Here is a 14,077-nt window from a genome sequence, read left to right as displayed (position 1 = left end):
ATGCGTTCAGCGCGCCGCCGCGCCGCCGCTCGCCATTGCCTTTTCGATCTCGGGGATGAGCGTCGTCGCGGCGGCGGAAGGCGTCAGCGGCCCCACGAACTTATAGGCGATGGTTCCGTCGCCCTTGATCACGAAAGTCTCGGGCACGCCATAGACGCCGAAGTCGATCGCCGTGCGGCCGGCGGGATCGACGCCAACGCGCGCGAAAGGATTGCCGCCATCCTCCAGAAAGGCCAACGCCTTCGCCGTCTCGTCCTTGTAGGACAGGCCATAGAGTTCGACGCCCTTCGCCTTGAGCGCTTCGTCGCCGGCGAGCGCCATCAGCACGGCATGTTCCTGCCGGCAGGGTCCGCACCAGCTCGCGAGCACATTGACGAGGCTGACATGGCCTTTGTGCAAATCCTCGGTCGAGAGACCGGGAACGCCAATGAGCCCTTCAAGCGCCGGCAGATCGAAGACAGGCGCCGGCTTGCCGATCAGCGCAGAAGGAATGCGCGACGCGTCGCCGGCAAAGAGCCGCACGAGAAAGACGAGCGCCAGCAGCACGAACAGCGCCAGCGGCAGAAAGCGCAGCGCCGAACGCGGCGCGACGGCGTCGCTCACCTAGCCTTCTCCCTGATCGCGCGCGCCGGCTGCGCCGAAACGCGCCAGCGCCGCGCGCAGGCGTCGATAGTCGAGGACGATGCGCAAGGTCACGACGCCGAGCGTGACGAAAGTCACCCCATAGGCGGCGCCGATATAAAACCAGTGATCGCTCACTCAGCGGCCTCCCAGCTTTCATCGCCGGCGGTCTCGCCGGCGCGCACCGCCTGCATCGACAGCCGCGCCAGGCGACGCCGCAGGATTTCATTGCGGATCGCCATCACATGCAGCGTCAAAAACAAGAACGTCGCGGCGAGCGCCATGACGATCAGCGGCCACAGCATCGAGCCCGAGATCGCCGGGCCGCCGATGCGAAACACCGAGGCCGGCTGATGCAGCGTGTTCCACCAGTCGACCGAATATTTGATGATCGGAATGTCGATCGCGCCGACGATCGTCATGATCGCGGCGATGCGCGCGCCGCGCGGCGTGTCGTCCATCGTCTGTCTGACGGCGATGAGGCCGAGGTAGAGAAGAAAAAGAACCAGCATGGAGGTGAGGCGCGCGTCCCATACCCAGAACGTTCCCCACATCGGCTTGCCCCACAGCGAGCCGGTGACAAGACAGATGAAGGTGAAGGCGGCGCCGAGATTAGCCGCGGTCTTCTGCGCCGCGTCGGCGAGCGGATGGCGCCAGACCAGAACGCCGAGCGACGCCGAGGTCATCACCACATAAGCAAAGATCGCGAGCCAGGCGGACGGCACATGGATGTACATGATCCGGACCGTTTCGCCCTGCTGATAATCGGGCGGCGCGGTGAAGGCGCCATACAGCCCGATCGCGAGCAGAAGCAGCGTGGCGCCCGAAAGCCACGGCAGCGCGCCTTCCGCAAACCGCAGAAAGCGCGCTGGATTAGCGTAAGTGGAAAGAAAGCTCATCGGCGGCCGAAGACTCCCGCCGATTGCCTAAGCCCCGCGGCCCGCCGCGTCAATTCGCGGCTTTGGCCGGCGGCTTGGTCGTATCCTTGGCGACTTCCTTCGTCTGCTCGGAGAGAATCTGCGCCCTCGACTTGCCGTGCAGAAGTTGGACCGCCGCGATGAGCTGCTTGTCCTTCGCCTCGTCCGGCGGGACATAGGCCTGCGAGCCGGTCTTCTCGTCTTCGCCGTTCTTGAGATGGCCTTTGAGCGAGGCTTCGCCCTTGGTGTCGTCCTTGCCTTTGAGTTCGTCCGGCACGTCCTGCAGGATCACCATGTCCGGATCGATGCCCTTGGCCTGAATCGAACGGCCCGACGGCGTGTAATAGCGCGCCGTCGTCAAGCGCAGCGCGCCGGCGCTGCCGCCAAGCGGAATGATGGTCTGCACCGAGCCCTTGCCGAAGGACCGCGTGCCGATCAGCGTCGCGCGCTTATGGTCCTGCAGAGCGCCGGCGACGATTTCCGACGCCGAGGCCGAACCGCCGTTGATCAGCACGACGACCGGCTTGCCCTTGGAAAGATCGCCGGAGCCGCGGGCGTTGTAGCGTTGGGTTTCGTCGGCGTTGCGGCCGCGGGTCGAAACGATTTCGCCCTTGTCGATGAAGGAGTTGACGACCTGGATCGACTGATCGAGCAACCCGCCCGGATTGTTGCGCAGATCGACAATATAGCCCTTGAACTTGTCCGCTGGAATGTCCTGCTGCGCCTTGGTCATTGCGTTGCGCAAGCCTTCCGCAGTCTCTTCGTTGAACTGCGAGATGCGGATATAGGCGACGTCGTCGCCCTGTTTGCGCGAGCGCACCGACTTGATGTGGATCTCGGCGCGGACCAGTTTGACTTCGATCTTGTCCTTGTTCTTGCCGCGGAAGATCGTCAGCTTGACCGGCGTGTTGATCGCGCCGCGCATTTTGTCGACGGCCTGATTGAGGGTCATGCCCTGCACGGTCTCGTCGTCGATGGCGCCGATGAGGTCGCCGGACAGGACGCCGGCGCGCGAGGCCGGCGTATCGTCGATCGGCGCGACGACCTTGACCAGCCCGTCTTCCTGCGTGACCTCGATGCCGAGACCGCCAAACTTGCCCTCGGTCTGGGTGCGCATGTCCTTAAACGCCTTGGCGTCAAGGTAGCTCGAATGGGGGTCGAGCGAGGTCAGCATGCCATTGATGGCGTTTTCGACGAGCTTCTGCTCGTCGGGCTTCTCGACATAGTCGGCGCGCACCTTGTCGAAGACGTCGCCGAAAAGGCTCAGGTTCTTGTAAGTGTCGGCGGAAGCCGCCAGAGCCGGGCCGCCGATGACGGCGCGCGCTTGCTGGCCGAGCGTCGCGCATCCCGCTCCAAGAGCGATTCCCGTTGCGATAAGGACTGTTTTGCGAATCATCCGCCGACCTTCCGACTGTCAGACTTCGCCCACCATGGGCCCGAGTCGATTGACGCTCCGTCTTTGCGGAACTCAACATAGAGAATGGGTTGTTTCGCGCCGATTGCGATGGTCGCCGCGGTTTGCGCGGCTCCGTCTCCCATGCTGGCTACCGGCTCACCCGCGAGCACAAATTGTCCCACGTTCACATTGGTGCGACTCATGCCGGCCAGAACCACATAATAGCCGCCGCCGGCGTTAATGATCAAGAGTTGCCCATAACTTCGATAAGGCCCTGAAAAGGCTATCCATCCATCGCAGGGGGCGATCACCACGCCATTTTCCCGGGCGGCGATCGACAAGCCTTTTTCCTTGCCGCCGAACCCGTCCGGCGCCCCGAAGCGGCGGACGATCTGTCCCGAGGCCGGCGCCGGCAGCCGACCTTTGAGATCGACGAAGGCGACCGCCGGGGCCAGCCGGGCAGGGTCCTTGAACGGCGCGGACAGCGCCTTAAGCCGCTCTCGCTCGGAGAGATTCGCCTGCGCCTTTGCTCGTTCCTCGTCGGCCTTGCGCGCCGCTTCGGCCGCGCGCTGCGCCGCCGCGCTTTCCGCCTCCATGCGCGCGATGAGGTCCTTCAGGGTCGTCGCGCGCTGCGCCAGCGCCCGCGCGCGCTCCGTCTCCGCCTGCAAGGCGCTTTGCGACGTCGAAATCGCCTCCTGACGCTCGGCGATCATGGGCTCGAGCCTTTCGCGCTGCGTCTTCAGACTCGCGCGCTGTTCGCTGAGAAGATTTTGTTCGCGCCGGACGCCGTCGCGCGTCTGCTGCAGTTCGGTCAAATCGTGCTGCAGCTGCCGCGCCTCGGCGCGCATCTGCGGCAGCACGGCGCCAAGCGCCAGCGACGCCCGCACGGCTTCGAGAATTTCCTGCGGGCGCGCCATCAGCGCCGGCGGCGGCCGGCGGCCCATTCGCTGCAGGACGGTCAAAATTTCGATGATCAGCGCCCGCCGGCCGTCGAGCGAGGACACGATCTTGCGCTCGTTCTCGGTGAGCGTCGCCAGCCGCTCCTCGATCTCGACGGCGCGCGTTTCCGTCTCCTGCAGTCGCAGCGTCGCGTCGATGAGCGCGCCGCTCAGCCGCTCGCGGGCGGCGGCGTTATCGATCAGCTGTTCTTCGAGCTGGCGGGCGCGTTCCCGGGCGGCGCCCATCGTGTCTTCAACGCCGCGCAATTCCTGCTGCTTCGAGGAAATCTCGTCGGGGCGCTGCGACTCGGCCTGCGCCGAGAATGCGACGGAGACCGCAACGAGCACGGCAGACACCGGCGCAAGCGTCGTGGCTTCTTTACGCGCCCTGCCCGAAACGCTCATGTCCATCCGCGGCATCGATTTCGCCAGAAGGCTGATTTGCTAATGAAATAGCGTCCATATTGGGGCAGAGCGCCTGCGTTTGAGGCGATCCGCCTAGCGAACCTCAAAAGTTATCGCACGGGCTTCCGATTGCCGTGCTTCGCCGCGCGCCTCGGCGAGGCGGCGCCCGCCGAGGCCCCGACGTTCGAGATAGGAGATCGCCGCTTGCGCGCGTCGCTGCGCGAGCGCGTTATTGTTCGCGTTCACGGTCGACCCGCGCACATGGCCCAGAACGCCGATCGTCGCACTTTCCGGACAGCGGCGAATGATCGCGGCCGCCTTGTCGAGCGCGAGCGCGGCCGATGGCGTTATCCGCGCTTCGCCCCTGCGAAAGACGAGTTCGCTCGCCGCCGACGCCTCTTCCAGCGCCGCCTGGCAGTCGGCGTGCGTCATGCCGCCGGAAGCCGACGCGGCAGGCGTCTTAACGTCGTGGGGCGATGCGGCGGGTGCGACGGTCGGCGCTTCTCCCGTCGACGAGGGCGGCGGGTGCTGCGCGCCCGGGCTCAGTCGTACAAGCGGCTGGGCGTAGTGGCGGCGCAGCCCTTCGTCACGGCCCGAACGGTCGATCACCATGGCGCCGACCCAGACGAGCGCGGCGGCGATCAGCCCGACGGCCCAGCCCTCATGCGCCGCCATCGACCGGTGCCGGGCGAGCGCCCCGAGCGCCGCGCCGATGATGAATACGGCGTAGGCGGCGAGCGCGCCCTTGATGAAGGCCGTCGCGTCGGCGACCGCCCCCAGGCGGACGACCAGCGCGGCCACCCCGAAGGCGAGCGCGGTCCAGATCAGCCAGCGCGCGACGACGCCGTTTTCAGGGGCGCGCCGTGTGACGGCGCCGGCCCCGGCGCCGATCGCGAAACAGGCGAGAAGCCAGGGCCACAGACGAGGGATCTCAGCAAGCACGCGCCAAGCCTAACGGGCCGGAGGCGTCGCTCCAAGCTTAAACGCGCATCGGCATCAGGACGTAAAGGGCGGAAGCGCCATCGCGGTCCTGCACCAGCGTCGGGGAGCCCGGATCGGCAAGTTTGAACAGCGCCGTGTCGCTGTCGAGCTGCTGGGTGATGTCCAGGAGATAGCGGGCGTTGAAGCCGACATCGAGCGGCGGCCCGTCATAGTCGGCTTCGACCTCCTCGACCGCCGAGCCCTGGTCCGGATTGGTGACGGACAGCACCAGCTTGCCCTCGGAAAGCGAGAGTTTGACGGCGCGGCCGCGCTCCGAGGAAATCGTCGAGACGCGGTCGACAGCGTCGGCGAAGGCATGGCGCTCGACGGTGAGCCGCTTGTCGTTGCCGGCGGGAATGACGCGGGCGTAATCGGGAAAGGTGCCGTCGATCAGCTTCGTCGTCAGCAGCGCGTCGCCGAAGGCGAAACGCATCTTGTTGACGGAAAGCTCGATCGAAACGTCGCCCTGCGCGTCCTCGATGAGACGCTGCACTTCGGTGACCGCCTTGCGCGGCAGAATGATCCCCGGCATGCCGGCGCTGCCTTCAGGCGCGGGCAGCTCCAGTCGCGCCAGGCGATGGCCGTCGGTCGCGACGGCGCGAAGCATCATCCGCCCTTCGACGTCGAGCGTGTGGAGATAGATGCCGTTGAGATAATAGCGCGTCTCTTCCTGGGAGATGGCGAATTGCGTCTTTTCGATGAGCCGCTTGAGGTCGCTCGGCGCGAGCGTGAACGTGTGGCTGAAATCGCCGGAAGTGACGTCGGGGAAGTCGCTCTCGGGAAGACTCGACAGATTGAACCGCGACCGTCCCGAGCGCAGCGTCAGCTGTCCGGCGTCGCCGGTCGCCTCGAGAGAGACCTGCGCGCCTTCCGGCAATTTGCGCACGATGTCGTAGAGCGTATGCGCCGGCAGAGTGGTCGCGCCGGGCTGCGGGACCTCGGCGACCGCCTTTTCGGTGATTTCAAGATCGAGGTCGGTGGCTTTCAGCGTCAGCGCGCCGTCCTTGGCGGAGAGCAGCACATTGGCCAGAATCGGGATGGTCGTGCGCCGCTCCACCACGCGGTGAACATGGCCGAGCGCCCGCAACAGCGCCGCTCTCTCGATTGTAACCTTCATGAGCCGCCCAAAATATTATTGCGGCGCGGCAGGCCGCCGCGCCGGGGCAAAGACTTTGGCGCGGCGGGACCGGAATCGCAAGGCCAGGACGGCGCTCCAAGGGTTCTGTCGGGCGAAGAATTGTTTTCCTACCCTCATCCTGAGGAGCCGCCGAAGGCAGCGTCTCGAAAGACGAGGGTGAGGAAAAATAGGCGAAAGCGGGTTTCCTCACCCTTCGAGACGGCCTCTTCGAGGCCTCGTCAGGACGAGGAAACCCTTCGCCAGATGTCCTAAGCGCTTTATGCGAATGATTGTGCATAAGTGCGGAGATCTGCACAGACGGCCTGCCGAGTCGCGCATGGCGTGAACGATCGCAATGAGTCTCACGCTATTTGGCGGAGGCTCGTAGATGCTCAGGTAGTGGCCTTCGATCAGAATGCGCGCCGTGGAGCTGAGTTCCGGACGGGCCGCTCCCATGTGAGGGTTTTCCGTGGCGAGGCGCGCCTTTTTCATAAAGCGGCGTAAGACCTTGTCCGCCGCATCGGCGTTATCGACCGCAATCGTCGCACAACCCGCCCTTAACCGGCCCTTAAATGGCCGTCGTTACGCTTCATCAAGCAATTCGAGGCCGTGCGGCGGCGACAGGCGAGCAATCCGATGGCGCGCAGGTACCAGCGTCGCGAACCGCGGTTCGACGACGGCGAATTGCGCGCCGAACGCCGGCCGCCGCCCCGCTCGCGCGCCCGCAAAAAGCCGCGCCGCCGCGCGCGCTCGCTTTTCGGCTCGTTCATCTATTGGGGCTTCACCCTCGCGCTCTGGGGGGCGATCGCAGGGGGTGGGCTTGCCGTTTATTACGGTTCGCGCCTGCCGCCGATCGACCAGCTCGCGGTCCCCAAGCGCCCGCCCAACATCGCCATCCTCGACGACAATGGCGAGCTTCTCGCCAATCGCGGCGACACCGGCGGCGCGGCGGTGCGGCTCGCGGATCTCCCGCCCTATGTGCCGAAGGCCTTCATCGCCATCGAGGACCGCCGCTTCTATTCGCATTGGGGCGTCGATCCGCTCGGCATCGGCCGCGCCGTGGTGCGCAACGTCACTGGCCATGGCGGCATGCAGGGCGGCTCGACCCTGACCCAGCAACTCGCCAAAAATCTGTTCCTGACCCAGGAGCGCACGATTTCGCGCAAGATTCAGGAAGCGATTCTGGCGCTCTGGCTCGAGCGCAAATATTCCAAGGACCAGATTCTCGAACTCTATCTCAACCGCGTCTATTTCGGCTCAGGCGCCTATGGCGTCGAAGCCGCCGCCGAACGCTACTTCGGCCATGGCGCGAAGACCATCACCCTGTCCGAGGCCGCCGTTCTCGCCGGTCTGATGAAGGCGCCGAGCAAGCTCGCGCCCGACCGCAATCCGGAAGGGGCGGCCGACCGCGCAGCGCAAGTGATCGCCGCGATGGCGCAGGAAGGCCATATCACCGAGGCGATGGCGAAGGCGGCGCTGGCGCATCCAGCGCGCGCGCGCCAGGACATCGGCGCCGGCTCGATCAATTACGCCGCAGACTATGTGATGGACATGCTCGACGACACCGTCGGCGCCATCGATCAGGACATCGTCGTCACCACCACCATCGACGCGCGCATGCAAATGGCGGCGGAAGGAGCGCTCAAACAGGCGCTCGACGAAAAGGGCGCGAAGCTCGGCGTCGGTCAGGGCGCGCTCGTCGCGCTCGACCCGACGGGCGCAATTCGCGCGCTTGTCGGCGGACGCGACTATTCGGAAAGCCAGTTCAACCGCGCGGTCTCGGCGAAGCGCCAGCCCGGCTCCGCCTTCAAGCCCTTCGTCTATCTTGCTGGTCTTGAGCAGGGACTCACGCCCGAATCCGTCCGCGAGGACGGCCCGCTCGACATCAAAGGCTGGCGGCCGGAAAATTACAGTCGGCGCTATATGGGACCGGTCACGCTCACCAAGGCGTTGTCGCTGTCGCTCAACACGGTCGCCGTTCGGGTCGGCCTGGAGGTTGGCCCGAAGACGGTGGCGAAGACCGCGCATCGGCTTGGCGTCCAGTCCGACCTGCAGGCCAACGCCTCGATCGCGCTCGGCACGTCCGAAGTCACGCCGCTCGAACTCGTCGCTGCATACACTCCCTTCGCCAATGGCGGAATCGGCGTGCAGCCGCATGTCATCGTCAAGGTGAAGTCCGCCGGCGGCAAGACGCTGTATCAGCGCAAGAGCGTCTCCCTCGGCCGGGTGATTGCGCCGCAATATGTGGCGATGATGAACGACATGATGCGCGAGACGCTGCTCACCGGCACCGCGCGCAAGGCCCAGCTTCCTGGCTGGGAGGCGGCGGGCAAGACCGGCACCAGCCAGGATTTCCGCGACGCCTGGTTCGTCGGCTATACGGGCCGGCTGGTCGCGGGCGTTTGGCTCGGCAATGACGACAATTCGCCGACGAAGAAAGCCTCGGGCGGCAATCTGCCGGTCGAAATCTGGAGCCGCTTCATGAACATCGCGCTGAAGGGCCAGCCGGTCGCCGGACTGCCGTCAGGCGCGTGGCGATCCGAGAACGCGGCGATTCCAGAGGAGATCGCCAAGCCGATCGACGATCTCATCGGCCTCTTTACCGGAGAGCCCCAACCGGCGCCGCGTCCGCAGCCCTCGAGAATGTCGCCCGCGCCGCGTCCTCCGGCGGCGATCCCCGGCGGATCGCCCGAGCCGCCGCCCGTCGCCGAAGCGCGGCCGGATCTGCCTCAGTCGAGCGCGTCGGCGCCGCAGGCGATCGACGATTTTCTGCCGCCCGAAGACATTCCCACGGTCGGCTCGATCGAGCGGCCGCGACAAAGGCGCGGCGCATCGGAAAGAAGCGTTTTCGAGCAGATTTTTGGCGGCGGATGAGAAGCTGAAATCCTACGCGCCGGATGGCGCGGGGCGCTACTCCGCCGGCGCGCGGACCGCAGCCGGGTGCGACCGTGCGGCGAAAAATTTTGTCGCTGCGACGATGGCGGCGAGCGTTCCGAGATAGACGGCTACCTGCATGCTCGACGGCTGATCGGCGTAGCCGATCAGCGTATGCAGCACCCGGCCGACGATGCTCTTATCCGACAAGAGCCATGACGAGTCCCAGGCGGTGTCGGACAGCGACGTCACTAGGCCCGCCTGCTGAAGAAAGGCGACGCATTGCGCCGCAAGTCCGGCGGCGAGCAGCGTGATGAGCCATGTCGTCACGGCGAAGAGGCGTTTCGCCGGAATCGCGACGAGGCCATAGAAGGTCGCGACGCTTGTCGCCGCGCCGAGCGCCAATCCGCCGAGCCCTCCGGCGAAGACGTCCCAGCCGGATTCGCCCGAGGCGAGAATGCCATAGAGAAACAGCGCCACTTCGGCGCCCTCGCGCAGCACCGCGAGGCCGACGACGGCGGTCAGCGCGAACAGCGTCTCGTCGCCGCGCGCGACAGCCCGGCCGACGTCGGAGAGATTCTGCGCCAATTCGCGCCCGTGCTGCGCCATCCAGATGTTGTGCCAGACGAGCATCACCACGGCGATCGCAAGGACCGCGGCGTTGAACAGTTCCTGGCCGGCGCCGGCGAAGGCCGCCGAAAGACGGTCAGCAAAGGCGGCGACGATGATCGCGCCAAACGCGCCTGCGCCGACGCCTGCCGCGACGAAGCTGCGCGAGCCGGCGACGCCGCGAGTCACGGCAAGCACGATGCCGACGATTAGCCCCGCCTCGATGGCTTCACGAAAGACGATGATGAGCGCGCCGAGCATGGCCTATTCCGCGACGATCTCGCCCTTGGCGTTGTCCTCGTGGAATTCGCCAACGAATTTGTAGCGGCCGGCTTTGAGGGGCCGAAGCGTGAAGGTCGCTTCGCCATTGCCCGGGATCACTTTCTCGATGCGCAGCGGCTTGCTTTCGAATTCTTCCGGGGTCGCGTCGAGATTCTTCACGGTCAGGGTCGCGGGCTGATTGGCCGGCAAGCGAAGTTCCGCAGGCTCGAAACGGTGGTCCTTGATGGTGAGCGTGAAGGCGCTTTCGGCCGCAGAGGCGCTGGAAAGTCCCAAAGCCGAAGCAGTAAGGACCGCATACACATGGTGGCGTTTCAAAAACCGCATCTCCCGAGTTCGCGTCCTAACCAAAGTAGGAACGCCAAAACATGAGGTCAATCAATCTAATCTGGACCGCTTCCAAGCTGATGTAGCAAGGTTGGCGCCAGCGCTAAGGTTCAGCCCGGATAGCCGTGACGCGACTTCGAGGCGCGCAGCAGCGACAGCGCGCGTCCGTCCTGGCCGCTGGAGCAGGCTGAGGCCGCCTCGGCGATCTCATTCGAAATCTGGGCGTGAACGCTCTGGTTGACGTGGCCCATGGAGAGGTCGTTGTCGACGACGGAGCGGTAGCGCGCCACAGCGCCGGCGCAGCCGGGGCCGTCGGGCGGCAGCGTTTGCGCCATCGGCGCCGGGGCCGCGGGTCCAGACGGCGCGACTTGCGGCGGTCGGGCGGCGTTGCAGCCGGCGCCGATCGAAGCAGCGAATGCGGCCAAGAAAAATAAGCGTGCGCGCATCCTGTTCTCCAATGTTCGGATTGAGGTTTGGCTTCTCATAGCGGGGAGCGCCCGTCCTGGGCAAATCTTTCCTCTTGGCTTGCGGAGGCGGTTAAAGCGGGTCACCATCGACATGCGCTCGGTCGCAATTGTTTAAGTTTTGCGCGCTGTTGGAGGCAAAATGATTCGCAACATTGTTCTGCTCGACGGCACATGGAATACGCCCCGCGACTTCACCAACATCTGTAAAGAGTCGTGGGAAGAGAGAGTCGCCGAAAGGCTCATTCCGCCATGCGGCGCGGACGGCGTTCAGCAGAACGTCCGCTATTTCTCAGGCGTCGGCGCGCAGGGATTTAAGATCGTTGGTGGCACGGTAGGCTTCGGCCTGCGCACGATCGTGCAGAACGCCTACGACTGGGTCGTCGACAATTATCGCGACGATCAGGAACTCTATATTTACGGATTTTCGCGCGGCGCCTACGCGGCGCGCGCTCTGGCCGGCCTGATCGGCGACTGCGGAATCAGAAAGACCAAGGACAGAAGCATTTTCAAAATCGCGCGCGCCAACAGGCGCGCGCGAGAGGCTTCGCGCCGCGGCGGGCCGCCGAGCGGTCCCGACATTCAGGCGAATAATCGCATCGCGCTGCTCGGCGTGTTCGACACCGTCGGCTCCTACGGCGTGCCAGCCGGCTTCAGCGGGCTTGCGCCGCTCGGCCGTTATCTCACGCTGCTGTTTTTCGGCGGCTTCGAGGATACGCAGCTCGGCGCGCACGTCGATCACGCTTTGCATGCGATCGGCGTCGACGAACGGCGACGTCCGTTCATTCCGACCTTCTGGACGGTGAAGAAAGGGGAGGCGCATCCCAGGAACATCGAGCAGAACTGGTTTCCGGGCGTTCACAGCAATGTCGGCGGCGGCTATCCGGAATCGGGCCTTTCCGACATTGCGCTGATCTGGATGATCGCGCGCACGCAGGCGCTCACCGGTCTCTCATTCGACAATGACGCGATTAGGCGCATGCTCTTGCCCAACATCGACGGCGACATTCCCGACTCGGCGGAAAAATATCCGATCGATCGGAGCTTTCCGCGCAGCCGCGAAATGTTCGCGGCCGGCGCGCCGGCCAACAGCCTCCTCTGGGGCGGGAGTCCTGACGAGGAACATGTCAACGAAAAGGTTCATTGGAGCGTGCTCGCCAAGCTCGGGCGGAGCTGCGAGATCTATGGCGTCGATAATACGCGTTACGATCCCCCAAACCTGAAGGCGGCGATGGCGCGGCTCGGGCCGGATATCGCGGCCCGGATCGCCTACATTACTCCGGAAGAGGCCCGACTGCTTTCTCCCAATCTCGTGGCTTTGGCGGAGGCGCACGCCGTCCTTCATTCCGCCGCGGCTTTGTCTTGACGCTCGTTTTTCGCTTGGCGGCGCGGCGCCAAGCGGCTATAACCGCTCGAATTCGTGGCGCGTGGCCGGCAGGTCCCGCGCCGCGATCGTTTTGCGGCGCGTTTCCTTTTGCGGCTTCTTATGACGTCGCATGTCCCCGCACAGCCCGGTAGTCGAATGGTCAATCCGTTTCAATTCCTTCAGGAGGTCCGCGCCGAGGCGGCCAAGGTCACCTGGCCGACGCGCCGCGAGACGTTCATCACGACCGGCCTCGTCATCCTGATGGTGCTGTTTGCGAGCCTGTTTTTCGTCATCGTCGATTACGCGCTGCGTTTCGGCGTCGGCCTGATGATCGGCGTCGGGCGCTAGATAATTGGAGCTTGTGGCGCCGCTATGAGCATGCGCTGGTATATCGTCCACGCCTATTCGAACTTCGAAAAGAAGGTCGCCGACGCGATTCGCGAGGGCGCTGCGCAGCGCGGACTCGCCGACAATTTCGAGGAAATCCTCGTGCCGACCGAACAGGTCGTCGAAGTGCGGCGCGGCCGCAAGGTCTCGGCCGAGCGCAAATTCTTCCCCGGCTATGTGCTGGTGAAATGCGACCTCACCGACCAGGTGTTCTCGCTGATCAAGAACACGCCCAAGGTCACGGGCTTTCTTGGCGCCGACAACAAGCCGATGCCGATCAGCGAGGAAGAGGCGCTGCGTATCAAGGGCCAGGTCGCCGAGGGCGTCGAGAGGCCCAAGCCGACGATCATGTTCGAGGTCGGCGAGACGGTGCGCGTCGCCGACGGGCCTTTCGCCTCCTTCAACGGCCTCGTCGAGGAGATCGACGAGGCGCGCTCACGACTCAAGGTCGCCGTCTCGATCTTCGGCCGGCCGACGCCGGTGGAGCTGGAGTTCGGCCAGGTCGAGAAGATGTAAAGACTAATGCGCGGCCGCGCTGTCTGGCCCGCTTTTTCCCGTGACGCCGCCGTCCGAAGGCGCAGCTGCCGGCTTGGCGGCCGACACGGCGCAACGCTGCGCACGGCACGCAGGGCAAACGCCGCGCCATCCGTAGTAATAGAGGCCGATCCCCGCGAGCAGGCCAGCCCAGCCAAGCAGGGTCTCTCCGATGTACAAATTGGAGAAGACCATCGCCGCGAGTCCGGCGGCCATGAAGGCGAGGCTTTTTGCATAATCGGACATCAAGGCCTCCTTTCCTCGATGGAGGTGGGAAGCCGGAGACAAAGACGCAATGCGGCGGTATGTTGCGTCGAGCTATTTCTGCAGTTGGCCGGAGCTGCGATGAGCGACGAGCCCGAGAATTTCACCCTGGCGCTGCTGCGCAAGATCGACGGGAAGGTCGACGGCCTTCGCGAAGAGATGGCGACGAAGAGCGACGTCGCTGACGTCCGCTCCGAGGTCCATTCGCTGCGCGCGGATGTCGCCTCGGACATCATGAATCTGGAAAAGCAGATCAAGGAGCAGGAGAAGCGCCTGAGCGACCAGATTTCCGGGCTACGCCGGTCGGCGATGGAATATCGCCCATCCGCTATCGGTCATGGCGTCTTGATCACAGAATTCGAAGAACGCCTGCGGCGCCTCGAAGAGCATGTCGGCCTTCCGCCCGAGAGGCATTGAGGCTCACAGCGGAGGTCGACGCAATCGCCTGGCGTCAATAGCAGGACTTCGCCTCTCAGAGCCGATCCGAAAAGTTTGGATTCATGAACAAGACGTTGCACGGGTCAGACGTTTAAGCATGATGCGGATCATAGCGAGTTTGACGAAGGCGGCGACGGTCGTGGCGTAGCGTTCGAAGTCG

General features: G+C 64.8%; 17 protein-coding genes. 5 read left to right on the top strand and 12 right to left on the bottom strand.

The genetic code is table 11. From position 1 onward, the window contains the following. Positions 1 to 6: 6 nt before the first annotated feature. The 8 genes from AB7I51_RS05730 to AB7I51_RS05695 all read right to left on the bottom strand — a co-directional run bounded on the left by AB7I51_RS05730 (position 7) and on the right by AB7I51_RS05695 (position 6,915). Positions 7 to 603: a DsbE family thiol:disulfide interchange protein gene (locus AB7I51_RS05730; RefSeq protein WP_428403348.1), complete on the bottom strand. Its 597-nt coding sequence runs from the start codon at positions 601 to 603 to the stop codon at positions 7 to 9. Further along, on the bottom strand, positions 604 to 759 hold the full coding sequence (gene ccmD, locus AB7I51_RS05725) for a heme exporter protein CcmD (RefSeq protein ID WP_428403349.1): 156 nt from the start codon (positions 757 to 759) through the stop codon (positions 604 to 606). Beyond that, complete coding sequence (locus AB7I51_RS05720; RefSeq protein ID WP_428403350.1) at positions 756 to 1,520, bottom strand: heme ABC transporter permease; 765 nt, start codon at positions 1,518 to 1,520, stop codon at positions 756 to 758. The genes ccmD and AB7I51_RS05720 overlap by 4 nt, the downstream gene beginning before the upstream one ends. Positions 1,521 to 1,569: 49 nt before the next feature. Beyond that, a complete protein-coding gene (locus tag AB7I51_RS05715; protein ID WP_428403351.1) occupies positions 1,570 to 2,934 on the bottom strand; it encodes a S41 family peptidase in 1,365 nt (454 codons plus the stop codon). Next, positions 2,931 to 4,277, bottom strand: a complete 1,347-nt coding sequence (locus tag AB7I51_RS05710; RefSeq protein WP_428403352.1) for a murein hydrolase activator EnvC family protein — start codon at positions 4,275 to 4,277, stop codon at positions 2,931 to 2,933. The genes AB7I51_RS05715 and AB7I51_RS05710 overlap by 4 nt, the downstream gene beginning before the upstream one ends. A gap of 93 nt (positions 4,278 to 4,370) precedes the next feature. Beyond that, positions 4,371 to 5,219 carry an OmpA family protein gene (locus AB7I51_RS05705; protein ID WP_428403353.1) on the bottom strand — a complete coding sequence of 283 codons (849 nt, stop codon included), beginning with the start codon at positions 5,217 to 5,219 and terminating at the stop codon, positions 4,371 to 4,373. 37 nt (positions 5,220 to 5,256) lie between these two features. Then, positions 5,257 to 6,375 carry a DNA polymerase III subunit beta gene (dnaN, locus tag AB7I51_RS05700; RefSeq protein WP_428403354.1) on the bottom strand — a complete coding sequence of 373 codons (1,119 nt, stop codon included), beginning with the start codon at positions 6,373 to 6,375 and terminating at the stop codon, positions 5,257 to 5,259. 207 nt (positions 6,376 to 6,582) lie between these two features. Further along, complete coding sequence (locus AB7I51_RS05695; RefSeq protein WP_428403364.1) at positions 6,583 to 6,915, bottom strand: type II toxin-antitoxin system RelE/ParE family toxin; 333 nt, start codon at positions 6,913 to 6,915, stop codon at positions 6,583 to 6,585. Between the two features lie 96 nt (positions 6,916 to 7,011). On the opposite strand from AB7I51_RS05695, the gene AB7I51_RS05690 reads away from it, so the two are divergent. Further along, positions 7,012 to 9,249 carry a transglycosylase domain-containing protein gene (locus AB7I51_RS05690; RefSeq protein ID WP_428403355.1) on the top strand — a complete coding sequence of 746 codons (2,238 nt, stop codon included), beginning with the start codon at positions 7,012 to 7,014 and terminating at the stop codon, positions 9,247 to 9,249. Positions 9,250 to 9,285: 36 nt separating this feature from the next. Here the strand turns inward: AB7I51_RS05690 and AB7I51_RS05685 are convergent, their stop codons facing one another. The 3 genes from AB7I51_RS05685 to AB7I51_RS05675 all read right to left on the bottom strand — a co-directional run bounded on the left by AB7I51_RS05685 (position 9,286) and on the right by AB7I51_RS05675 (position 10,910). Beyond that, a complete protein-coding gene (locus AB7I51_RS05685; RefSeq protein ID WP_428403356.1) occupies positions 9,286 to 10,119 on the bottom strand; it encodes an FTR1 family iron permease in 834 nt (277 codons plus the stop codon). Positions 10,120 to 10,122: 3 nt separating this feature from the next. Next, a complete protein-coding gene (locus tag AB7I51_RS05680; RefSeq protein WP_428403357.1) occupies positions 10,123 to 10,464 on the bottom strand; it encodes a cupredoxin domain-containing protein in 342 nt (113 codons plus the stop codon). Positions 10,465 to 10,574: 110 nt separating this feature from the next. Then, positions 10,575 to 10,910 (bottom strand): hypothetical protein, encoded by a 336-nt coding sequence (locus AB7I51_RS05675; protein ID WP_428403358.1) that lies wholly within the window; start codon positions 10,908 to 10,910, stop codon positions 10,575 to 10,577. A 160-nt stretch (positions 10,911 to 11,070) separates the two neighbouring features. On the opposite strand from AB7I51_RS05675, the gene AB7I51_RS05670 reads away from it, so the two are divergent. From AB7I51_RS05670 to nusG, 3 genes are all read left to right on the top strand, one after another. Continuing rightward, on the top strand, positions 11,071 to 12,294 hold the full coding sequence (locus AB7I51_RS05670) for a phospholipase effector Tle1 domain-containing protein (RefSeq protein ID WP_428403359.1): 1,224 nt from the start codon (positions 11,071 to 11,073) through the stop codon (positions 12,292 to 12,294). 156 nt (positions 12,295 to 12,450) lie between these two features. Next, a complete protein-coding gene (secE, locus tag AB7I51_RS05665) occupies positions 12,451 to 12,642 on the top strand; it encodes a preprotein translocase subunit SecE (RefSeq protein ID WP_428403365.1) in 192 nt (63 codons plus the stop codon). A 24-nt stretch (positions 12,643 to 12,666) separates the two neighbouring features. Continuing rightward, positions 12,667 to 13,197 carry a transcription termination/antitermination protein NusG gene (gene nusG / locus AB7I51_RS05660; protein ID WP_428403360.1) on the top strand — a complete coding sequence of 177 codons (531 nt, stop codon included), beginning with the start codon at positions 12,667 to 12,669 and terminating at the stop codon, positions 13,195 to 13,197. 3 nt (positions 13,198 to 13,200) lie between these two features. On the opposite strand, the gene AB7I51_RS05655 is transcribed toward nusG, so the two are convergent. Then, a complete protein-coding gene (locus AB7I51_RS05655; protein ID WP_428403361.1) occupies positions 13,201 to 13,461 on the bottom strand; it encodes a hypothetical protein in 261 nt (86 codons plus the stop codon). Positions 13,462 to 13,560: 99 nt separating this feature from the next. Between AB7I51_RS05655 and AB7I51_RS05650 the strand changes: the two genes are divergently transcribed. Then, positions 13,561 to 13,896 carry a hypothetical protein gene (locus tag AB7I51_RS05650; RefSeq protein WP_428403362.1) on the top strand — a complete coding sequence of 112 codons (336 nt, stop codon included), beginning with the start codon at positions 13,561 to 13,563 and terminating at the stop codon, positions 13,894 to 13,896. Positions 13,897 to 14,077: the final 181 nt, after the last annotated feature.

Origin of the sequence: Methylocystis sp. (genome assembly GCF_050246715.1) — a bacterium.
GTDB lineage: Bacteria > Pseudomonadota > Alphaproteobacteria > Rhizobiales > Beijerinckiaceae > Methylocystis.
The sequence above is the reverse complement of the archived record's forward strand: the minus strand, read 5'-3'. Positions and strand labels throughout refer to the sequence as shown.